The organism is Nitrospinota bacterium (genome assembly GCA_016217735.1).
Lineage (GTDB): Bacteria > Nitrospinota_A > UBA7883 > JACRGQ01 > JACRGQ01 > JACRGQ01.
The window spans coordinates 1-20,683 of the sequence record JACRGQ010000003.1 but is presented as its reverse complement, the minus strand read 5'-3'; the positions used below and the strand labels follow the sequence as shown (position 1 = coordinate 20,683).

At 58.0% G+C, this 20,683-nt stretch carries 18 protein-coding genes; 10 read left to right on the top strand and 8 right to left on the bottom strand.

Annotated elements, in window-relative coordinates; all coding sequences use genetic code 11:
* Positions 1–54 precede the first annotated feature (54 nt).
* A complete protein-coding gene (locus HZA03_00305; protein MBI5636391.1) occupies positions 55–900 on the bottom strand; it encodes an SPOR domain-containing protein in 846 nt (281 codons plus the stop codon).
* Positions 901–1,302: 402 nt separating this feature from the next.
* On the opposite strand from HZA03_00305, the gene HZA03_00300 reads away from it, so the two are divergent.
* The 9 genes from HZA03_00300 to HZA03_00260 all read left to right on the top strand — a co-directional run bounded on the left by HZA03_00300 (position 1,303) and on the right by HZA03_00260 (position 10,208).
* The gene (locus HZA03_00300; GenBank protein ID MBI5636390.1) at positions 1,303–1,641 is read left to right on the top strand and encodes a P-II family nitrogen regulator; all 339 of its coding nucleotides are present in this window, start codon (positions 1,303–1,305) and stop codon (positions 1,639–1,641) included.
* Positions 1,631–2,935, top strand: a complete 1,305-nt coding sequence (locus HZA03_00295; protein MBI5636389.1) for an ammonium transporter — start codon at positions 1,631–1,633, stop codon at positions 2,933–2,935. The genes HZA03_00300 and HZA03_00295 overlap by 11 nt, the downstream gene beginning before the upstream one ends.
* Positions 2,936–3,054: 119 nt before the next feature.
* Entirely contained in the window at positions 3,055–4,467 is a 1,413-nt protein-coding gene (glnA, locus tag HZA03_00290) for a type I glutamate--ammonia ligase (GenBank protein ID MBI5636388.1), read from the top strand.
* 64 nt (positions 4,468–4,531) lie between these two features.
* Entirely contained in the window at positions 4,532–4,912 is a 381-nt protein-coding gene (locus tag HZA03_00285; GenBank protein MBI5636387.1) for a response regulator, read from the top strand.
* Between the two features lie 228 nt (positions 4,913–5,140).
* On the top strand, positions 5,141–6,061 hold the full coding sequence (locus tag HZA03_00280) for a hypothetical protein (protein ID MBI5636386.1): 921 nt from the start codon (positions 5,141–5,143) through the stop codon (positions 6,059–6,061).
* Positions 6,062–6,114: 53 nt separating this feature from the next.
* Positions 6,115–6,957, top strand: coding sequence for a hypothetical protein (locus tag HZA03_00275; GenBank protein ID MBI5636385.1), 843 nt, complete (start codon positions 6,115–6,117; stop codon positions 6,955–6,957).
* Between the two features lie 101 nt (positions 6,958–7,058).
* Complete coding sequence (locus HZA03_00270; GenBank protein MBI5636384.1) at positions 7,059–8,135, top strand: hypothetical protein; 1,077 nt, start codon at positions 7,059–7,061, stop codon at positions 8,133–8,135.
* A gap of 9 nt (positions 8,136–8,144) precedes the next feature.
* Positions 8,145–8,576: a hypothetical protein gene (locus tag HZA03_00265; protein MBI5636383.1), complete on the top strand. Its 432-nt coding sequence runs from the start codon at positions 8,145–8,147 to the stop codon at positions 8,574–8,576.
* Positions 8,577–8,588: 12 nt separating this feature from the next.
* Positions 8,589–10,208 (top strand): HAMP domain-containing protein, encoded by a 1,620-nt coding sequence (locus HZA03_00260; protein ID MBI5636382.1) that lies wholly within the window; start codon positions 8,589–8,591, stop codon positions 10,206–10,208.
* Positions 10,209–10,222: 14 nt separating this feature from the next.
* Here the strand turns inward: HZA03_00260 and HZA03_00255 are convergent, their stop codons facing one another.
* The 7 genes from HZA03_00255 to HZA03_00225 are packed head-to-tail and all read right to left on the bottom strand — an operon-like array spanning position 10,223 to position 19,382.
* Positions 10,223–11,398: a HAMP domain-containing histidine kinase gene (locus tag HZA03_00255; GenBank protein ID MBI5636381.1), complete on the bottom strand. Its 1,176-nt coding sequence runs from the start codon at positions 11,396–11,398 to the stop codon at positions 10,223–10,225.
* Between the two features lie 15 nt (positions 11,399–11,413).
* Positions 11,414–12,136 carry a TIGR00730 family Rossman fold protein gene (locus tag HZA03_00250; GenBank protein MBI5636380.1) on the bottom strand — a complete coding sequence of 241 codons (723 nt, stop codon included), beginning with the start codon at positions 12,134–12,136 and terminating at the stop codon, positions 11,414–11,416.
* A 42-nt stretch (positions 12,137–12,178) separates the two neighbouring features.
* A complete protein-coding gene (locus HZA03_00245) occupies positions 12,179–15,964 on the bottom strand; it encodes an AsmA-like C-terminal domain-containing protein (GenBank protein ID MBI5636379.1) in 3,786 nt (1,261 codons plus the stop codon).
* Between the two features lie 37 nt (positions 15,965–16,001).
* A complete protein-coding gene (locus tag HZA03_00240) occupies positions 16,002–16,925 on the bottom strand; it encodes an RluA family pseudouridine synthase (protein MBI5636378.1) in 924 nt (307 codons plus the stop codon).
* Entirely contained in the window at positions 16,922–17,683 is a 762-nt protein-coding gene (lgt, locus tag HZA03_00235) for a prolipoprotein diacylglyceryl transferase (protein ID MBI5636377.1), read from the bottom strand. Before lgt ends, HZA03_00240 begins: the two co-directional genes overlap by 4 nt.
* Positions 17,683–18,636 (bottom strand): alcohol dehydrogenase catalytic domain-containing protein, encoded by a 954-nt coding sequence (locus HZA03_00230; protein MBI5636376.1) that lies wholly within the window; start codon positions 18,634–18,636, stop codon positions 17,683–17,685. Before HZA03_00230 ends, lgt begins: the two co-directional genes overlap by 1 nt.
* Positions 18,633–19,382, bottom strand: coding sequence for an NTP transferase domain-containing protein (locus HZA03_00225; GenBank protein ID MBI5636375.1), 750 nt, complete (start codon positions 19,380–19,382; stop codon positions 18,633–18,635). Before HZA03_00225 ends, HZA03_00230 begins: the two co-directional genes overlap by 4 nt.
* Positions 19,383–19,454: 72 nt before the next feature.
* On the opposite strand from HZA03_00225, the gene thyX reads away from it, so the two are divergent.
* Positions 19,455–20,069 carry an FAD-dependent thymidylate synthase gene (thyX, locus tag HZA03_00220; GenBank protein MBI5636374.1) on the top strand — a complete coding sequence of 205 codons (615 nt, stop codon included), beginning with the start codon at positions 19,455–19,457 and terminating at the stop codon, positions 20,067–20,069.
* Positions 20,070–20,683 lie beyond the last annotated feature (614 nt).

The window sequence follows — 20,683 nt, the reverse complement described above, 5'->3', positions numbered from 1 at the left end:
AAATAAAAAAGGGCCGGGGTGTTGAGCCGCCGTCCCCGGTCTTGTCCGTAAAACTTATTTCTTGCGAAGCACCACGTAGTCGATTTTATTCCCCTTAAGGGTATCGGTTATCTCTTTCACCCGGTCGGCGCTTTCAATGTTCCGTAAAAGCACCACGCTGGCCGGTTTTTTCACGGTGGTGTAATCCACATCAACCTTATAACCGTTTGCGTTCAGTTTTTTCACCACCACATCGGCTTCTTTGTCGGTTTTATAGGTGCCGACTTCAACGGTGTAATTGCCGGGTCCTTTCAGCACTATCCGGTTTGCAAAGCCGTCTTTGGAAAGCTTCGCGCTTCCCTCGGCGGCCAATTCGCGGTAGCGGTAGTAACCGGTATAGATGCCGATGCTTTTCACGTTGACCGGTTTCTCAAGCGTTTCGGGAGTAAAGCCAAGCTTTTCGGCCTGCTTGATCAGCGCTTCGGCGTTCGCCTTCTCGACAAACACCCCTAATTGCAGAGTATAGGCGCCGGGCGCCGCGGGGGCCGGTTTTGCGGTTTCCGTTTTTCCGGGCGCCGCTTTGGCTTCCGTGGCGGCCGTCTTCTTGGCCGGTTCTTCTTTTTTTGCTTCGACCTTCTTGACCGGCGCAACGGGAGCGGCGGCAGGAGCGGCCGGCGTGGCGGCAGGAGCGGCGGCTTCCGGCGCGGGGGTCATTGCGGGCGCTACGACGGGGGGGGGCGGCGCTTCAGGTGCGCCAAACATGGTGGAGTAGAAGTAATAACCGGCGCCCGCCAGCACCACCAAGAGCACTGCGCTGATGGCGACGTTGCGTTGGGATTTTTTCTTTTCCTTCGCGATCACGTCTTTTTCGAACTCGTCCAGCGAGCCTTCTTCTTCAGGCTTATATTCGCTATCAGCCATACCCATCCCCCATCGAAAAGGTTGATAATGGTTTAATTGGGATGAGTATAACACTATTTGCATATTCAAAATACAATAAAGGCGCGGCATCCGCCCCCGGCATTGCGCGCGGTGAGGCCTGTTCTTGGCGCCGGTTTTGGCGAAATTGCCTTCCCCCCGCCGCCAAAAGTCCGGATTCGGTAAAATGCCTATAAGATAGGCATTTTACCGCCCCTTATTCCTAAAAACCAGGCAAACAGCCGATGTTGGCGGTAAAGAGCGCCTGTTCTCAACCGGTTAATAATGGTCCGCTAATTGCTTCTTAACGGGTTGCGTTTGCGGCTCACGCCAAAGGCCGGGGCCGCAGGGGTGGGAAATGCCTATTTTATGGGCATAATGAATGATTAGTATAAAGGACCCGTGATGAAAAAGATTGAAGCGATCATAAAACCGTTCAAGCTGTCGGAGGTGAAAGATCGCCTCATTGAGGTCGGTGTTCAGGGAATGACCGTGACCGAAGTGAAAGGGTTTGGCAGGCAAAAGGGACACACCGAGCTTTACCGCGGCACTGAATACAACATTGATTTCCTGCCGAAGATCAAGATGGAAGTCGTGGTGTTTGAAGATATGGTCGAAAAAGTTGTCGAGGCCATCACCGGCATCGCCCACACCGGGCAGATTGGTGACGGCAAGATATTCATAACCCCCGTCGATGAAACCATCCGTATCCGGACGAAAGAGAGGGGGAAGGATGCGGTATAAACGCGCCTTCCTGTCCGCCGCGGCATTTTTCCTTGCCGCCGCTCCCGCCTTCGCGGAAACGGCCGTCTCCCGTGTGGATACGGGCGATACGGCATGGGTGCTTCTCTGCGCCGCGCTTGTCATGCTCATGACCCCCGGCCTTGCCATTTTCTACGGCGGCATGGTTCGGCGGAAGAACATCCTCGGCACCATGCTGCAGAGCTTTATCGCGCTCGGCGTGGTGAGCATCCAGTGGGCGCTCATCGGCTACAGCCTTTCCTTCGGGCCGGATTTGTATGGCGTCATCGGCGACCTTTCATGGGCCGGTCTGCGCGGCGTGGGATTGGAGCCGAACGCCGATTACGCCCCCACCATCCCGCATCAGGCGTTTATGGTCTTCCAGATGATGTTCGCGGTAATCACCCCCGCCGTCATTTCCGGGGCATTTGCCGAGCGCTTCAAGTTCGGCGCATACCTCCTGTTTGTCATTTTCTGGACCACGCTGGTTTATGACCCGCTTTGCCACTGGGTCTGGGCGAAGGATGGTTGGCTGCGCGGCATGGGCGTGCTTGATTTCGCCGGCGGGATCGTGGTGGAAATAAACTCCGGGATGAGCGCGCTTGCGGCCGCGTGGTTCATAGGAAGCCGCCGCGGCTATCCGCACGAGCCGATGCTTCCCCACAACCTGCCACTGACCCTGCTGGGGGGCGGGCTGCTCTGGTTCGGCTGGTTCGGCTTCAACGCGGGGAGCGCCGTTGCTTCCGGCGCGCTTGCCACCTCCGCCTTTGTCGCCACGCACCTTGCCACGGCGGCGGCGGTTATGGGCTGGTTGCTGGCGGAGTGGAAACACCGCGGCAAGCCGACGCTGCTGGGAGCCGTTTCCGGCGCGGTGGCCGGGCTGGTGGCGATCACCCCCGCGTGCGGCTTTGTCGGCCCGCTGGCGGCTATCGCCATAGGCCTCGTGGCCGGGGCGGCCTGCTACGGAGCGGTGGTGGCGAAATTCAGGATGGGCTACGATGACACGCTCGACGCCTTCGGCGTGCATGGCGTCGGCGGCATGATCGGGATGGCCGGCACCGGGCTTTTCGCGGCGGCCGCCATCAATGCCGCGGGGGCGGACGGTTTTTTCAACGGCAACTTCATGCTGCTGGGGAAACAGATGCTCGGCATCGCCGTGGGGGCCGCCTGGGCCTTCGGCGGAACCTATGTCATTCTTAAAGCGTTGGACAAAACGATCGGCATCCGCGTCACCCGCGACGAAGAGACGCAGGGGCTCGATCTCACGCAGCATGGCGAAAACGCTTATACGATGTGAATGGAGGGGTGATCCCGGAGAACAAGCCATCGCATAATTTTGCTTGTGAAAAAAGCGGCCTTAAATTAGAGTACGTGAACCATATATTTACCGTTTAGGGAGGAATTACGACAATGAAGATGACGCCCCAGGACGTCCTTAATTTCATTAAGGACAACGATGTAAAAAACGTCGACCTTAAATTCATGGATTTCCCCGGCCTGTGGCAGCACACCACCAAGCCGGTAAGCGAGATCGACCTCAGCACTTTCGAGGAAGGGGCCGGTTTCGACGGCTCGTCCATCCGCGGCTGGCAGCCGATTCACGCATCCGACATGGTGCTGATCCCGGATCCCTCAACCATGGTGATCGATCAGTTCTTCGACCGCAAGACCATTACCCTTGTCTGCAACATTAAAGACCCGCTTACCCACGAAAGCTACAGCCGCGACCCGCGTTATATCGCGCAGAAGGCCGAAGCCTACCTTCGTTCCAGCGGCATCGGCGACACCGCCGTGATGGGGCCGGAAGCCGAATTCTTCATTTTCGACGACGTCCGCTACGACACCAAGCAGGGACACAGCTTCTACTTCGTCGACAGCAACGAAGCGCAGTGGAACACCGGCCGCGATGAAAAGCCGAACCTTGGCTACAAGCCGCGCTACAAAGAAGGCTATTTCCCGGTTGCCCCGACCGATTCGCAGATGAATCTGCGCGACAAAATGGTGGATATGATGCAGCAATCCGGCATCCGGATTGAAACCCAGCACCACGAAGTTGCCACCGCCGGCCAGGCCGAGATCGACATGCGCTTCAGCACGCTCGTCGACGCGGCCGACAAGCTGATGCTCTTCAAATACATTGTGAAGAACGTGGCGTGGCGGAACGGGAAAACGGCCACGTTCATGCCCAAGCCGATCCAGGGGGATAACGGCTCCGGCATGCACGTCCACCAGTCGATCTGGAAGGACGGCAAGCCGCTCTTCGCCGGCAACGAATACGGCGGCCTTTCGCAAATGGCGATGCACTACATCGGCGGCGTTCTGAAGCACTCCAAGGCCTTGGTGGCCTTCACCTCGCCGACCACCAACAGCTTCAAGCGCTTGGTACCCGGCTTTGAAGCCCCGGTGAACCTGGCCTACTCCAGCCGCAACCGCTCCGCCTCGATCCGCATCCCGGTCTACTCCAGCAGCCCGAAGGCCAAGCGCATCGAAGTGCGCTACCCCGATCCGAGCTGCAATCCGTACCTGGCGTTCTCGGCGATGCTGATGGCCGGCCTCGACGGCATCCAGAACAAGATAAACCCGGGCCAGCCGCTCGACAAGGACATCTACGGCCTGTCGCCGGAAGAGCTGGCGGAAGTTCCGTCGTTGCCGGGTTCGCTGGACGAAGCGCTGCTCGAGCTGGAAAAGGATCACGAGTTCCTGCTCAAGGGGGACGTATTTACCCCGGACGTCATCGAAACCTGGATTGAATACAAGCGCGAAAAGGAGATCAAGCCGGTTCGCATGACCCCCAGCCCGATGGAATTTGCCCTGTACTACGACATCTAACCCGTTCGAATATCTTTCCTCTCCGGGCTTTCAAACCCGGAGAGGAAAGATTATAATACTTCCCATGCCAAAAGTTCTGCTTACCGAAGATGACCCCCTTACGATGCACGTGCTGCAGACCTTCCTGCGGTCTCAGCAGTTTGACGTGGTACCCGCTTCAGACGGCGCCGAGGCGATGGGACTCCTTGAGGACCAGCCGTTTGATATCGTCATAAGCGACATCCAGATGCACCCGATGGACGGATTGACCTTCCTGCGCTCAGTGCGGGAAAAAGGGAACAATATGCCGTTCATCATTATGACGGCCCATCCGAGAATAGAAAGCTACATCCAGGCCGTACACACGCTGGGCGCCTTTGAATATATTCAAAAGCCGCTTGATCTGGACATCCTGATGGTGGTGATCAAACGCCTTTTGAATTCGGAACCGGCCGCCAGTTCCTGAGCGTCTTGCCAATGACTTCTTTGTAATCCCTGTTTTCATTATAGTAGACACTCCGGTATTCTCATGCCCCAAATGAGGACATACCTGTCCTATGTTTGTTGTTTGAGCAAACAATAACTTATTGTTATTCATGGCATTTGTTTTTTCCTTACTGGGGGCATAGCCATTGCATTAAAATGACCCGGAGAACTGATTTATACTGATTTTAAGGGGACTTATAAAGAGCGTATGGTGATGAATATGAAGCAGCGCGTGAAACCGTTTGTGCGGGGGTGTTGCGCCCTTTTGCTTGCTTTTGCCATTGCCGCTTGCGGCGCGAAAAGTGATACTCCAGCGGCTTCCACTACCACTCCGGGTACCACCACTACCCTTGATATGAGCGCGATGGGGGTGGATACCAAAACGGTCGCCCATGCCACGTGGGTAGCCACCGCCCCCCACAATACCTACACCTGCGTTCAGTGCCACGCCGTCACGCGCGAGACGGTCTGCGCGCAAAGCGGCTGCCACCCGTTTTCCAAATATACGGCGCTGGCCACCAACTTCGATCACACCGCCAACAAGACCGGCGAGCAGTGCAACAAATGCCACAGCTTGACCCCGGAACCCACCGCGACCGATGCGGTGAGGATTGCCGGTTGGCGCGAGAATGTCAAACAGCAGGTATCCGACACCAAGTGGCACACCGCCCTCAAAGGGGTCTGCCTGAACTGTCACGACCCGGTTCAGCACAACCCGTTCAACATCTCCGTCTTCCCGGCCAGCCACCAAACCGATGTTACCCGGCAGACGGCCTGCGAAACCTGCCACTATTACAAGTTGAACAGCGCCGGCACCGCCGGCACCTGGGGCGGCGGCGGCCATCCCGCGGTAACCACCGGTTGCCGGACGGCCACATGCCATGTACACACGAAGCCGGCCACGCAGCTCAATCAGGAGAGCGGCTACGTTGCGGGCCAGCACTACGATGCGAACCAGGGCGGTTCCCTGGGCGCTGGGCCTTTTGAGTGCGAGTGGTGCCACAAAGACGTCGCCTCCGGCGGATATACCAGTTGGAGCCTGACATTCAGCGAGAGCGGCCACCGCAAGGGGACTACCGCGTGGGATATCAGATCGTGCGGCTCCTGCCACCCCAACAAGATTCCTTGATAGCCCAAGTAGCCCAGTGGTTATCTCGCGCAAAAAAGATGTGGAGAAAAGCGTTGACTGATGAAGCCGTTATGAAAAACAACATCGTGAAACATAAAACAAGGTTTTTGGCGGGACTCTGCTGCATCCTGTTGTTCACTTTTGCCCTCGCCGCCTGCGGCGTGGGAAAGGAGGATGAACTGGGTGGGGGTTCCACCCCGGGTACTCCCACCACTGTTGATATGAGCGCTATGGGCATTAACACCAAAACGGCCGCCCATGCCACATGGGTCACCACCACTCCCCATAACACATATGCCTGCAATGACTGCCATTCCGTCGACAGCGAGAAAGTCTGCGCGCAAAGCGGCTGCCACCCGTTTTCCAAATATACGGCGCTGGCCACCAACTTCGATCACACCGCCAACAAAACCGGCGAACAGTGCAACAAATGCCACAGCTTGACCCCGGAGCCCACCGCGACCGATGCGGTGAGGATTGCCGGTTGGCGCGAGAATGTCAAACAGCAGGTATCCGACACCAAGTGGCACACCGCCCTCAAAGGGGTCTGCCTGAATTGCCACGATCCGGTTCAGCACAACGCGAACAACATCTCCGTTTTCCCGGCCAGTCACCAAACCGATCCTGCGCGGCAGACGGCCTGCGAAACCTGCCACTATTACAAGTTGAACAGCGCCGGTACCGCCGGTACATGGGGCGGCGGACACACGAACGCGACCAGCGGTTGCAATGTTAGCGGTTGCCACTCAAAACACTACTCCGGGTACGACTGCGCGTGGTGCCACAGCGGCGCTATAAGCAATGGCTATGCCAGTTGGAAGAACACGTGGAATCACGAGCACGAGAGTAACAGCGGTTGCGGCGCGTGCCACGGCGCCGGCGGGGTTGGCGACTAAAACGTAACCCGCGCTTCCACGATACCGCGCCGTTGATATTGGCGGCGCGGGACGCGGGGGTTTGTGTTAGACTTTTTCACATTGAAAACCGGGGGAGGGGCGTGAAAAAAATATTTGTGGCATTGGCATTTGCCGTTGCGCTTTTGGGGGGCGGTTCCCGGTCCGCGTATGCCGTCGATCTTTCCAAAATCACCTTTAACGGTTTTGTCGACCTTGAGTATACCCAAAGCAGCAACAAGGCCGGCAACCAAAACGGCGCTTTTCACCAGCACCACTTGAGCTTCCTGCTGGATGTGCCGGTGGATGAGCGCGTTTCCGGCCATTTCCATATTGAGTTCGACCATGGGGTGAATACCGCCGCCCCCAACGGTGGCGACATCGTCGTGGAAAAATCGTTTATCCAGTATATCTATAACGACCAATTGTGGCTCCGTTTCGGCAAAGTGCTCACCCCCTTCGGTTACTACAATGAAGTGCATGACGCCACGCCGGTTTTTCTTTCATTCGCCGTGCCGCGCACCATCTACCGCCAGGACGAGCGGGGGGGAACCTCCATGTTTCCTAAATGGACCACCGGCATCAACGTGCTGGGTATCAGGGAATTGGGCGATGCCGTTGTGGACTACATTTTCTACGCTGGAAACGGGGAAAACATAGCCACCGTGAACGAAGCGGAGGAGGATAGCAACCGGAACAAGGCGTTCGGCGGCCGCATCACCATTCAGCCCGGGGAAGCAACCAGCATGGCGGTTTCCTTTTATAATGGTGAAAAGGCCGAATCAGCCTCCCGCCTCACCACCAGCCACACTACCTGGGGACTCATGTTTACCACCGGCATCGGGGATTTGAGCGGTGTGGCCGAATACGCCCAATCGAATGTCGGCGGTATGGTGGATACCGGAGCCTACGGGCAGCTTTCGTATATGGTGAGCAAACACATTACCCCCTACTACCGCTATGAACGGACCGAGCCCGACGACGGGACGGCGGGCGATGCCTGGACCGAGCAGATTATCGGCGTCAATTTAAAACCGGACAATCACCTTATTTTCAAGATAGAGGTCGCCGACCATGTCCGTGGCGTCAACAACCGGGATATTGGCGCCGATACGAGCACGCTGGCGCCGAATCCCAAGGACTATATGGACTTCCGGTTCGCGGTGACGCTCTTCTTTTGAGCGATGATTATGAAGCGGATGTTTGTGTGGGCGGTGATCATGGCGGCGCTGGGGTTCGCGCGCCCAGCCTTCGCCGAGATGGTGGTGATTGTCAACAAGGATAACCCCCTGACCTCCATCAGCAAGACCGAGATTGAGATGATCTACCTCGGCAAAAAAAAGCTCTTTGAAGATGGCTTGCCGGCCGTGCCGGTGGATCTGCCCGCCGATAGCCTTCTCCGGCGGGAGTTTTTCGCCAATGTGCTGGGTAAAGCCGAGGAATCGTACCGGCTGTATTGGGTGCGCATGATTTTTTCCGGCAAGGGACAGCCCCCGGTGACGCTCAATAGCGAAGACGATGCGGTCCGGTTTGTATCCGGCAACAAGGGGGGAATCGCGTTCGTGGATTCCGGCGGCATGGTCCCCGGCGTCAAGGTTATTCCCGTCAGCGGAAAGAAATAGCCGGAGTTGGAGGTGGCATCGCCCATACGCCTCACCATTCACGGAAAGCTGTGGGGCCTTTTACTTTTCTTTATCCTCATTATGGTGGCCGGCGCCACCACTACCTATCTTGGTTCCATGCGCATCAGCCGTTACCTCGATTCCAACGAAGTGGAAGCCCTGCGCCATACCGTGGCGCTCAAGAACAACTTAAATGAGATCGAACAGTATCTCAACGACGCGGCGGCCCAGCACGAACCGGCGTTGATAGCCCAGGCCGAACAAATATCATCAGAATTCGACGATCATATAGCCGCGATGGCGCAGGCCGATCCGGTCAACGGGATGCGGTATGAAAAGGTCAAAAGCGCCTTTCATGATTATTTCACGGCGGCCAGCGGCGGCGCCAGGCTGCTGCTCGAGGGGGGCGGATTTTCCCCGGCGGTCATCGCCAGCGCCCAAAAGGTGAACGAGACACTCCCCCCCCTGCGCGAAGAGGTGGAAAAGCTCATCAATGCCCGGTACTTTCTGTTCGAGCGGATGCTTACTCTCGCCACCGGCGCGGCGAAATCCATCGTGCGGCGGGAAATCCTGGTGACGGGATTTATCGCCCTCATCGGTTTCGCGCTGGTGTTTAAAACCATCGGCAGCATCCTCAAGCCGATCGACAGCCTGGTGAACGCCGCCAAGGAATTGGGCAAGGGAAACCTTAACATCCGCACCGGCGTGACTTCCCGCGACGAGGTGGGCGAACTGGCGGCCGCGTTCAACGATATGGCCTACCGGCTGGAAAACGAACGGGACAAGCTGGAAGAAAGCCACCAAAAGCTGGCCCAGTTGCTGGAAGAGCGCGAGGAGATGCAAAAGGAAATCGTCAAGAACAACGAGGAACTCAAGCGCGCCAACGCGCTGCTGCAAAAGGCCGATCAGGCCAAAAGCCAGTTTCTCGCCAGCATGAGCCACGAGTTGCGGACGCCGCTCAACGCCATGATCAATTTCACCGATCAAGTCATGGAGGACTGGGAGGAACTCAGGAAGAATGACCTGTGGTTCGTGGAAGCCCGCGATATGCTTGCGCGGGTGCTGGATTCCAGCCGCCACCTGCTTGATCTGATAAACGATCTGCTCGACCTGGCAAAGATCGAGTCCGGAAAAATGACGCTCGACCTGGAAGAGGCCGACCTCGCCGGCATTGTGCGGGAGTGCGTCCTTTCCGTCGCTTCGCTGGCAAAAAAGAAGAATCTCCCGCTGGTCACCGATTTCCCCGGCGCCGACACCCCCATTGTCTGCGACCGCCGCAAGGTGAAACAGGTCGTTATCAACCTGTTAAGCAACGCGATTAAATTCACCGACCAGGGAGAGGTGCGTGTCGCCGTGGTTGCCGCGCCGGGCGGTTACCGGATCGACATTACCGATACCGGTATTGGCATCCCAGGGGAATACCATACCCGCATTTGGGACCGCTTCCAGCAGGTGGACAGCTCCGACAACCGCAAGCACGCCGGAACCGGGTTGGGGCTGAATCTGGTGAAAGAGCTGACTGAAATGCATGGTGGTGTGGTGGAACTGAAAAGCGCGGCGGCCAAAGGCGCCACATTTACCGTCCGTCTTCCCGCAAAGGCCGCCAGCGGGGAGATTACCGGAAACGGATAACCGCCGCGGGCCGGTCAGGCCGGCGTTTGCACCAAGGGAATGACAACCGTAAAGGTGCTCCCTTTTCCCGGGTTGCTCGCCACGCTGATGGATCCGTTGTGCAGCTCGACCACTTTCTTGATCATGGTGAGTCCCAGGCCGTTGCCGCCGTATTTGCGCGTGATGGAGCCGTCAAGCTGGTAGAACGGCGAGAAAATGCGGTTGAACTCTTCCGCGTCGATCCCCACCCCTTCATCTATCACTTCCAGCGCCATCTGCCCGCCATTGCGCCGCAGGCGCAGGTTCACGCCGGCTCCCGGTTCGGAAAATTTCAGGCTGTTGAGAAGCAGCTCGAACACCACTTCCATCATCTTTTCCGAATCGCAGATGACGATGGGCAAATCCTCTTCGGCGGTAAAGATGATCGCATGGTTTTCCGCGATTTTCAGCTTTTTTACGTTTTGAACCGCCAGGTCCACCAAATCCCTGAAATCAACCGCGTCGCGGCTGATCTGTATGCCGCCGGCGTTGATCTCGGAAATCAGGAGCAGGGTGTTTATCATGCGCAGCAACGCCCGCCCCTGCTCGTGGATGACGCGCAATTTATCCTTCGTTTTTTGGTCGCGGTCTTCCATGCCCATCAATATCTTGCTGAAACCGATGATGCCGGTCAGCGGTGTTTTAAGCTCGTGCGATACATTGGCCAAAAACTGATCCTTGAGCCTGTTGGCGGCCACCGCGTTGAACCGCTCCCGCTTGAGGTCTTCCAGCGCGGCGGATAGCATCAGGTTCACCGCCCGCATATCGTTTTCCTGCCGGACCTGGAATTTCCCGCTGAACCGGCGGATGCTGTAGTTGGCGCATTCGTCCACCAGTTCAAGCGCGGCGTTGATCTCTTCACGGGGCATATGCCCGACGATAACGGGGCGGACGACATCGCGGAATATCTGAAAGGCTTCCTGCACTTCTTCCAGCTTGAATCCGGCGGCGCTCCGCTTTTGCACGATGTCGTCTATGAACCGGTTCATCGGATCGGGGGTGCGGCGCAGCATGAATGAGATGCTGGCGTCGAAGGCGGCCTTGCCGGTCTGCCGCAGTTCGTATTCGGGCCGCCGCCGGTACGATTCCGATATCCCTTGCAACCGCGCCACATACCGCCGCAGCAGCGCGTCGCCGTGGCGGTGCAGCAGTTCTTCCAGCCGTGTCAGCATTGTTGAATGGCTCTTTCAGCCGTGATGCTCATACAAAGGGGCTTTCTCTATCATTACTTCGATCGCCTCCGCCACGCTGTCAGCCAGGTATATGCAGTTTATGTCGGCGGGGCTGATCAAATCCCCTTCCTTCAATTTTTTGTGAATCCACCCCATCAAGCCGCCCCAGAATTCCCTGCCAATGAGGATGACCGGGAAAGGGGCTATTTTTTTGGTCTGCACCAGCGTGACGGTTTCAAACAGCTCGTCCAGCGTGCCGAACCCCCCCGGCATGAAAATGAACGCGGTGGAGTACTTGAGCAGCAACACCTTGCGCACAAAAAAATGGTTCATCGTGATCGCCGGTTCAATGTAGGGGTTCGCCCGCTGCTCATCCGGGAGAAAAATGTTGATCCCCGCCGAGTTGCCGTTCGCCTCGTGCGCTCCCCGGTTTACCGCTTCCATCACTCCGGGACCGCCCCCAGTGAGCACGGAATAGCCTATCTTCGCCAGCGCCTGGCCCAACTCCATTCCCATGCGGTATTCAGGCGAGTCCCCGCCGATGCGGCTGGAGCCGAACACCGTCACATAGGGACCTTTGCCCATCATTAGCCGGAAGCCGGCGGCGAATTCCGAAACGATGCTTTTCAGGCGGTTGACGTCCTCTTCCGAAAGCCCTTCGGGGAGGTGGTGGTACAGGTGGGAGACAATTTCTCCCTTTTTCTCAAGGTCGCCTTTGTCTTCAAATTGTTTTGCCATACGTTCGAATTTTAGCATCAGCGGCGGGCGTTAAGACAGGTTTTAGTTTTTCCCCGGATTTTTTCCATTGCGCTTTTCCCGCAGTTTTCCCAGCTCTTTTTCGGTGGAGAGGGCTTTGGCCGGAGCCTCCAAGGCTCTCTGGAAAATTCCCAAAACGGTTCGCGCCACGGATTCGCCCGGCACCGCCGTGGCCACTGGCGCGTCCATCGGCCCGGTCAGGTCGTAATAAGAGACGATAAGCGATTTCTGCTCGCCGGTGAGCAGCGTGCCCGCCAACGGAATGTTGGAAATGATCGAGTCAACCGAAGTAAACGGTTTTACGCCGATAAGGAGCTTCACCGTGCCATCGTTGAAGCGGAAGTCCCCCGCGGCCGACATCCGCACCGCGCGCCCCTCCATCACGAGATCGCCGGTATGTCCCACACCGTCCTTGATCGTCATCGTTCCCGTGATACTGTCGTACCGCAGGCCGTTTCCTTTCTGGCGGTCGGCCTGTTTTTCGAATAACGGGGCCACGTTGATCACGGAAAAAATGCCGGCTACCCCGGCGAACTGTTCCACAAGGCCGTCCACCGTTTCGAAGCGTACGGTTCCGTTCAGCGTTCGGCGGAGGTCTTTCCATAACAGCCCTTCGCCGCTAAAGCTTCCTTCCGCCGCCAGTTTGCCGGTCACCTTGTCCATTTTCGGCCAGAAATTCTTTATCAGGGATTCCAGCTCAATCCCGGTCACTTTCATTTGGGTGGTAAACAGCGGCTGGCGCGGCTCCACGTTCAAGGTGCCCGTTGCCTCGCATATACCCTGATATGAACTGAAGCGCAGCATCTTGAAGGTGAACCGGTCGCGGTAATAGCGCATATCGAGGTCAAGGTCATCATAGGGAATGCTGGCAAGCGTACCGGAGTTTGAACGGGCCGTAAGGATGAGATCGGTATAAAAGAGCGGCTCCTCGGACCACCAGGGGTCGGGAGCCCCTTCCAGCCAGACCACGTCGGCCAGATCGAGGTTTTTAGCCCGCACATCCAGCTTGAAGACCGGCTTTTTGTGTATGAGCACGGAGCCGCTGGCCTCGCCGGATGAATTGCCGCTGGTGAACGGGATATCGGCAAAACTGATCGTATTCCCCTTCAGCGCAATCCGGCCGCTCAAATCCTGGAACTTGTTGGGGAGCATTGTGTAAAAGCCGACCTTTTCACCGCGCACCCAGCCGCGGAGTTTTGGCAGCAGTCCCGGTGCAAATTGGATCGACACATCCCCGGTGGCGCGTCCCTCCAGCTTCAGATGACCGAACATCGGTAACTCCTGTTTCAGGCGTTCCAACTGCGCCAGATCAAGATGCCCGATCTTGACATTCAGGGTACCGGCGGCCGCCGGCGCCTTTCCGCCATCAGTGACGCGTATTTTCCCTTTTATCTGGCCCGCCACGGCCCCTTTCTTGAAATCCTTGACATAAGCGGGTCCATCGCCCAAATCGAGCATATCCACGTTCGCGTCGAAGGCATAGGCCTTCCACGTGCGCATGTCAGGCGCCGTGCCGTGAAAACGGATATGGGAATTGCCAAAATCGATGCGCCCTTCCTCGATGGTGAGGCTGTTGCCTCTTTGCAGCGTTCCGTTGGCGGCCACGTTCAGGGAATGGCCGGGCTGCTTGTCCACAAACTTCGGAAGTTTTATGCCGGCTTGCGTGAGGTTCAGCTCTTCGCGGAAGGCAAGGTTCTCCACCGTGCCGGAAAGGGCGAGACTTCCCGCGATGTTTCCCGTGACCCCCTTCCGCCACCGCTCGTCAAACAGGGGGCTTTCCGCCATGCGCGGGATGCCGCCCGCGATGTTTATTTTCAGATCCATATCGTATTCCGGTTCCGCATACCGGCGCACCGCGCCGCTGACGGTGATGGCGCTCCCCTCCACGTTAAAGGCGGCGTCCTTTATTTCGATGACGGTTGGGGTCACATGAAATATGCCGTTAAATTCCGAAACCGGCACCTTGAACTGTTCGTGGCGGAAACTGACGTTCGTAAAGAGGAGGTCGGCGTCCAACTCCGTGAGCCGTTGTTCCAGCGGATACGCCTCCACATTCACGGTGGCGCGCGCGGTTCCCGCAACGTTTCGCACCGGCTCGATCAGTTCGTCCAGCTTTTTCGAGGCGATGCGCGCCACCGCCTCATCGCGCAGCTCGGCAATATCCATGTCCGCCACGATCACGGCTTTCAAATATGGGTTCGTGCGCAGCCCGGTAATGGAGCCGCCACACTTGGCGATGGCGCTGTGGCCGTGGACGGCGGAAAGGTCCTGGAAAAAAAGCTGGTTCCCTTTGATGTCGATCACGCCTTTGATTTTCTCCACCGGTTGCTTCATTCCCGCCATGAGGAAGCCCGCGTCTTCCACTTCCAGCCGGCCCGCTATCCGCTCCATGTTCTCCGGTTCCGCAATGCGTAAGAACGCGCTATAGGGGCCGTTGAACGAAAGGCCGGATACCCTGAAACGGCCGCCGCGCATGCTCTTGCGGATCATTTGCGCCGCCGGGTCGTTTAGATAAGCGGGCGGGATCAGGCGATCCAGCTTTTCAAGCTCGATGAACGAGGTGTCGGCCCGAAAGCTGATATCCGGGTCGGGCTTGCGGTAATTGGCGATTTCCATACGCATGTCAAGCCGGGCTTCAGGAAGGTATACCTCGACGTGGTCGAGCGTGATCCTGTTGGGCCTGATGGCGCCGGTGATATTGAACCGGCGGAACTCGCGCCCGAAACCGGAGGAAAACATCGGGCCGGCCGCTTGTTCGACCGGGCGGGCGGATAGTGACCCGTTAAAAGCTAATTCCTCCGACGGGCGTCCATTGAATTTGAAATCGAACGCGTAGATTTTGTGGGAATAGTGCTCAGGCAGCAGGTTGGCCAGGTACGCATCGAAACTGCCGGAATAGACCGAATCGACCATGACGGTTCCCTTTGTCATCGCGCGATCCCAATTCCAGCCGGGAGCGCCCACGCGGCTTTTAAGGGAAAGCTCCATTCTTCCCGGCTTGAGACGGCGATAGAGCGGGTTTTTCCGCAATGCGGGGTCGATCAGTTCCGCCTCTAATTGAAGGGAGGTGGGGAGCACCCATCCGCCGCCATGGAAATGCAGGTTAACTCCGCGCAGCAGCAGCAGCTTTGGCGGGGGCGGTTCATCGTTCGCCTGTTTTGGCGGGTCGGCCGCCGCCGGAGGAATATAGAGGCTCAACGGGCTGACCGGCTCCGCCGGGGTAAGCCGCGGCTCGCGGTCACGCGCATTATTTCCCCCTTCAAAATAATCCTTCGCCGCGCGGTCGTCGAAGACCGTTTGACGCCGTTCATCAAGAACGGGGGCATGGCGTGGGGCATAGGCATCCAAAATAACCACATTGGCATTGGTTATCACCACGTTATTCGGCGGCGTCAGCGCTCCGCCGTCTTTCCGGCCGTTGGTGAACAGTTGAGCGAGATTCCAGAGTCCTTCTTCGTCCCGCTCGGCGGTCAGCACAAGGCCGTCGATGGAAAGCCGGGAGAGACGGGGCGGTCCGAACAGCAGCGACGGCAGCGAAATGACCGCCTCCAGCCGGCCAGCGCGGATATCCACGCCGTTCTTGCGCAACGTGGGGATAATAGCCGCTACGCCGGGGCGGTACGGCAGCCACTCCAGCCGCTCGAAGCCGGCCTGAATGCCCGATGTCCGCGCGATCTCCCCGGTTATCCGCTCCCGGTAGCCGTTGGGGTCGATGCGCGACTTGGCGAGTTCCATCGCCCCAAAACCACCCGCTCCGGCAAGCGCCGCGATGGCGGCGGCCATTCGGATTCGGCTGAGCACCTTATTCATAACGGCATTATTTTAACAGTCCGGCGCGGTAATACCCCTATGAAACCGTCCCGCCGCGCAATTTTTCCAGAAGCGCGGTAAAGTCCACCGGGAGCGGCGCGGTGAAGCGCATTGTTTCGCCGGTGACGGGGTGTACCAGCGTAAGCGTTTCGGCGTGCAGGGCGGGCCGCCCTATCAGCTTGGACTTTTCCTTGCCGTAGAGCGAATCTCCCAGCAACGGATGTCCCACGGCCGACATGTGTACCCGTATCTGGTGTGTGCGGCCGGTTTTGAGCTTCAACCGCACCAAGGCGGCTCCGCGGTAGGTTTCCAGCGTTTCGTATAGCGTCACCGCGTCACGTGGAAAGTTGGTTTTCACCGACATCTTTTTGCGGTAGAGCGGATGGCGGCCGATTGGCTTGTTGATGGTTCCCGCGGGCGGCGTAATGACGCCGCGGATAACCCCCAAATATTCGCGCCCCATCGCGCGGGTTTTCAACTGTTCTGAAAGCGCGGCGTGGGCAACGTCGTTCTTGGCCACCGCCAGCAGGCCGGTGGTTTCCTTGTCGATGCGGTGGACGATGCCGGGACGGACCGTGCCGCCGATGCCGGAAAGCCCCTCGCAATGCCCCAACAGCGCGTTCACCAGCGTGCCATGCACATGCCCCTTGGCGGGATGCACCACCATGCCCGAAGCCTTGTTGATGATTACGATATGTTCGTCCTCGTAAACGATGTCGAGCGGGATATCTTCCGCCTCGGCGTCCAGCGGTTCCGGCGGCGGAATTTCCACCGCGAACTCCTCGCCGGCGACAGTCTTGTGGCGGGATGGCACCGGCTGGCCCGCCAACGTAACCAGCCCTTTTTCGATAAGCCGCTGAACGGCGCTGCGGGAAAGCTCCGGGAGTCTTTCCGTTAAAAATTTGTCCAGCCGCTCTCCGTCCTCCGCCTCCCGCACGGCGACAACGATCCGATTGTTCATCCGGCCCTCCTGAATCCGCGATAGAGCAAAATAAGCCCGCACGCGAAACCGATGATGGCGATTCCCTGCGAGGTGCTTAGTGAAAGGCCCAAAAATTGTCCGCGCGGATCGCCGCGGAAATATTCCACGATAAAACGCCCAAATGAGTAGAGGGTTATCCAGCCGATCATAAGCTGTCCGTCGAACTTCTTATGCCGCCGCATCGCCAGCAGGATGAGGAAAATGGCGAACTCGTTGAGCGAGTCGAAAATCTGCGTGGGATACAGCGGCACCCCCAGGGGGGCAAGACCGGCGGGATTGGTGAACACAATGCCCACCCACGAATCGGTCGGCCTGCCGTAGCAGCAACCGGCCGCCAAGCAGCCGAGCCGCCCGATGGCATGCGCCAGCGCCAGATAGGGGGCCAGAATATCCGCCACCTTCCAGAACGGGAGCTTATGCTTATCGATGAACCACCAGACCACCGGCACGCAGGCGATGAAGCCGCCGTAAAAGACCAGCCCCCCTTCCCATAGCTTGAATATGCGCAGCGGTTCGGCGATGTATGCCGGATATTCCACCAGCACGTACATCAGGCGGGAACCAACGATGGCCGCGATGATGACGTAAAAACCGAGGTCGGCGATCAGGCCGCCGTTGATCCCCTCTTTTTCCGCGCGGCGGGCGGCAAGCGTTACCCCCACTAACAGACCGGTGGCCGCCATCAGGCCGTAGGTGAAAAGTTTTATGGGGCCTATCTGTATAAGTACCGGCAGCATCAGCCGACCAGCACTTTCAGCGCGCCGGGGCGGGCGGCGTGTTCAAACGCTTTCAGTCCGTCTTCCAGCGGGTAGGATGCCTCGACCATCGGCTCCAGCGTTACCTGCCCCGTTTCCATCAGCGCCAGCGCGTGAACGAACGGTCCGCAGCGTGAGCCGATAACCGAGATTTCGTTAATGACGATGTAATTGAGGTCGATCTCCGCCGTGGGGGCGGCGATGGTGGTTTTAAGGATCAGGTTGCCGCGCGGACGCACGAACCGCAACGCCGTTCTTACCCCTTCCGGGCGGCCGGTGGCATCCACCACTGTATCGTATTTCTTGCCCGGCTTCAGTTCGTCCTCCAACAGCGTGGCGATGTTTTTCCCCTTCAAGATATCCAATTTTTTCTTATGGCGGCCGCAGAGCGTAACGTTGGCCCTGAGAACTTCCAATGCCTGAGCTATCAGTATTCCCAGCTTGCCATCACCCAGAACCAGCACGGCCATGCCGCGCACCGGCACCTGCTCCGTGATGCGGTAGGCGGCGGCCAACGGCTCGATGAAGACCGCTTCCGCATCGCTCATATATTCGGGTATCTGGTGCAGGTTCCGCTCCGGCAGCGTGAGGTATTCGGCGAATGCGCCGTCGCGTCCGGCGATGCCAAGCACGGTTCGGCTCAGGCAGTGCGCCTGCTCATCCCGTTCGCAGTATTCGCATTTGCCGCAGCCGCAGTTGATCTCGCCGGTCACCCGCGCGCCGATCAACCCCTTGTCGTCCGCTTCTTGCACCGTTCCCACAAACTCGTGTCCCGGCACGCCGGTGAAGTCCATGTAGCCCGCGGCGATTTCCAAATCGGTGCGGCAGATGCCCGCCTTCAGCACCTTGATGAGCGCCTCGTCCGGCTTGCGTTGCGGCATCGGCAGGTCGGTGCGGAAGGCCAGTTTACCGTTGCTGAAATAAAGTCCCTTCATATCGGTATCCCATATGGCGAAAAAAGTTTGTTGTTTATGTCGCTCTGGGCCGCCTGATAGCTGGCCGGCGTGCCGATATCGGCCCAGTAGCCGCCGTATTCGAATGTATGCAGCGGCGCGCCGGCGGCCAACAGGGGCGGATAAACTTCAACCGAGATGTTAACAGGTCTGCCACCCGGAATGTAACCGAAAATGGCGGGGGAGAGGACGTGGATGCCGGTGAACATCATCGGCGCGGGCGCGGCGGCCAGCGCCGCATAGTCCGGGTGGCGCGCGCCGAGGTAGCGCATCAGACGGCCGTCAGGCGCTTCTTCCAAAATGCCGATGGTTGCGGGGGAGGGGTTGGGGCGCACCACCAGCGTCGCCAGCGCGTTTTTTTCGTGATGTGCGCGGATGACGGCGCGCAGGTCGCAGTTCGCCAGAATGTCGGAGTTTATCACTATGAATTCATCGTTTTTCAGGAACGGCTCGCATCCCTTTATCCCCCCGGCGGTGCCGAGCAGTACCGGCTCTTCGAAGAACCAGAGCGTGAGGTCGCGCGGGAGCCTGGTTTTCAGGTCGTCCTTGATCATTCCGCCCAAGTGGTGGAGGTTGATGGCGATACGCCGGATGCCGTGGGCGTACAGATAGCCGATGGCGTTGCGTATCATCGTGGTGCCGCTGATATCGAACAGCGGTTTGGGGGTGGTGTTGGTCATGGGGCGCAACCGTTCGCCCAGACCGGCGGCCAGAATCATGCCTTGCATGTTGTTTTACGCCGCCCCAAAATCGTGTAACATGTTCGGAGATTATACCATTTCAACGGGGGTAACCAGAGAGTGAGCATCGAAGCCGCGCCGCAAATAGAGCTGCTGGCGATAACGCCGAATGCCGAACGGCTGATCGAAGAGGCGGGGCGCACCTGCTATCTCTCGTTCGATAAAATGACGGACGATTCCTCCAAGCGGTTCATCCGCATGGTGGTGAAAAACGGCCACCACAGCGTACTGGAGCACGCCAGCGCCACCTTCCGCATCAAGGGGGGATCGCGCAGCTTCACGCATCAGATTGTGCGGCACCGCGTCGCCTCGTTCTCGCAGCAATCGCAGCGATATGTCAACGAGGACGATTTTCAAATCGTCGTTCCGCCGTCCATCAAGGGGAACTCCGAAGCGCTGGCGGTATTCAATACCCTCATCGAGCAGGCCCGGACCGCCTACGCGAAGCTGAAGGCGTTGGACATCCGCAAAGAGGACGCCCGCTTTGTGCTGCCGAACGCCGTCACCAGCGAGATCGTCATCAGCGCCAATTTCCGCGAATGGCGGCACATCCTGGAAGTGCGGCTGGAGAAGGGGGCGCAGTGGGAAATCCGCCTCATTTGCGAAGAGATATTAAAGGTGCTGGCCGCGCACGCTCCCACCGTCTTCGAAGACATGCTCACTCCGCAGGGGTGAGCCGCCATCCCCGTTCCGCGGGGGATGGGGCCTTGAATTGTAAATTCAAATAAGCCGCCGTCTTTTGTCCGTCATAGCCGGCCCTATCCCGGATTATTCATGGTGGAACCATGAATAATCCGCAAACGCCGATTTTTTGAAATTTTGCGCGTTGGCTTGTATTTTTCTTGGTCGGCATACTGAAGTATGCCTTCCGCGAAAAATCCTTTCCCGCCGCGTTCTTTCAAAAACTTGCCATTTGCACCCGCTTTACGGTGAATAAAGCGGGCTATGGGTCGAGTACACGCCAAAGCGCATTCCGTCAAGAAGAGGCCGAATAAATTCCGGGGCCATGTCAACTGCGGGGAGATTTATTTGCGGCAACCCGATAATAAAAAAATGTTTTCATAACGGCATTTTGAGTGCAAAATATACTTACAGAAGGTATTGATATTCAATTAGTTAATTGAATGCTTGAATATGGTTGTCAACGCAGGAAAGGGATTGCTTCATGAAGTTTAAATTTGTTCCAACGGGAAAGAAATTGTTGGCGCGTCCGTTTGTGACGGCGTTTTTGACCGTTTCATTCCTCATGCAGTATCCCGGTGGCGCGCTGGCGGAGCCGGAGACGGTCG

What these genes read in the sequence shown, in the direction of transcription:
- HZA03_00265 (MBI5636383.1), top strand. Translation starts at nt 8,145, where the DNA reads ATGAAGCGGATGTTTGTGTGGGCGGTGATCATGGCGGCGCTGGGGTTC.
- HZA03_00250 (MBI5636380.1), bottom strand. Translation starts at nt 12,136, where the DNA reads ATGGCAAAACAATTTGAAGACAAAGGCGACCTTGAGAAAAAGGGAGAA.
- HZA03_00295 (MBI5636389.1), top strand. Translation starts at nt 1,631, where the DNA reads ATGCGGTATAAACGCGCCTTCCTGTCCGCCGCGGCATTTTTCCTTGCC.
- HZA03_00225 (MBI5636375.1), bottom strand. Translation starts at nt 19,382, where the DNA reads ATGCAAGGCATGATTCTGGCCGCCGGTCTGGGCGAACGGTTGCGCCCC.
- lgt (MBI5636377.1), bottom strand. Translation starts at nt 17,683, where the DNA reads ATGCTGCCGGTACTTATACAGATAGGCCCCATAAAACTTTTCACCTAC.
- HZA03_00300 (MBI5636390.1), top strand. Translation starts at nt 1,303, where the DNA reads ATGAAAAAGATTGAAGCGATCATAAAACCGTTCAAGCTGTCGGAGGTG.
- HZA03_00245 (MBI5636379.1), bottom strand. Translation starts at nt 15,964, where the DNA reads ATGAATAAGGTGCTCAGCCGAATCCGAATGGCCGCCGCCATCGCGGCG.
- glnA (MBI5636388.1), top strand. Translation starts at nt 3,055, where the DNA reads ATGACGCCCCAGGACGTCCTTAATTTCATTAAGGACAACGATGTAAAA.
- HZA03_00240 (MBI5636378.1), bottom strand. Translation starts at nt 16,925, where the DNA reads ATGAACAATCGGATCGTTGTCGCCGTGCGGGAGGCGGAGGACGGAGAG.
- HZA03_00285 (MBI5636387.1), top strand. Translation starts at nt 4,532, where the DNA reads ATGCCAAAAGTTCTGCTTACCGAAGATGACCCCCTTACGATGCACGTG.
- HZA03_00230 (MBI5636376.1), bottom strand. Translation starts at nt 18,636, where the DNA reads ATGAAGGGACTTTATTTCAGCAACGGTAAACTGGCCTTCCGCACCGAC.
- HZA03_00255 (MBI5636381.1), bottom strand. Translation starts at nt 11,398, where the DNA reads ATGCTGACACGGCTGGAAGAACTGCTGCACCGCCACGGCGACGCGCTG.
- HZA03_00305 (MBI5636391.1), bottom strand. Translation starts at nt 900, where the DNA reads ATGGCTGATAGCGAATATAAGCCTGAAGAAGAAGGCTCGCTGGACGAG.
- HZA03_00280 (MBI5636386.1), top strand. Translation starts at nt 5,141, where the DNA reads ATGGTGATGAATATGAAGCAGCGCGTGAAACCGTTTGTGCGGGGGTGT.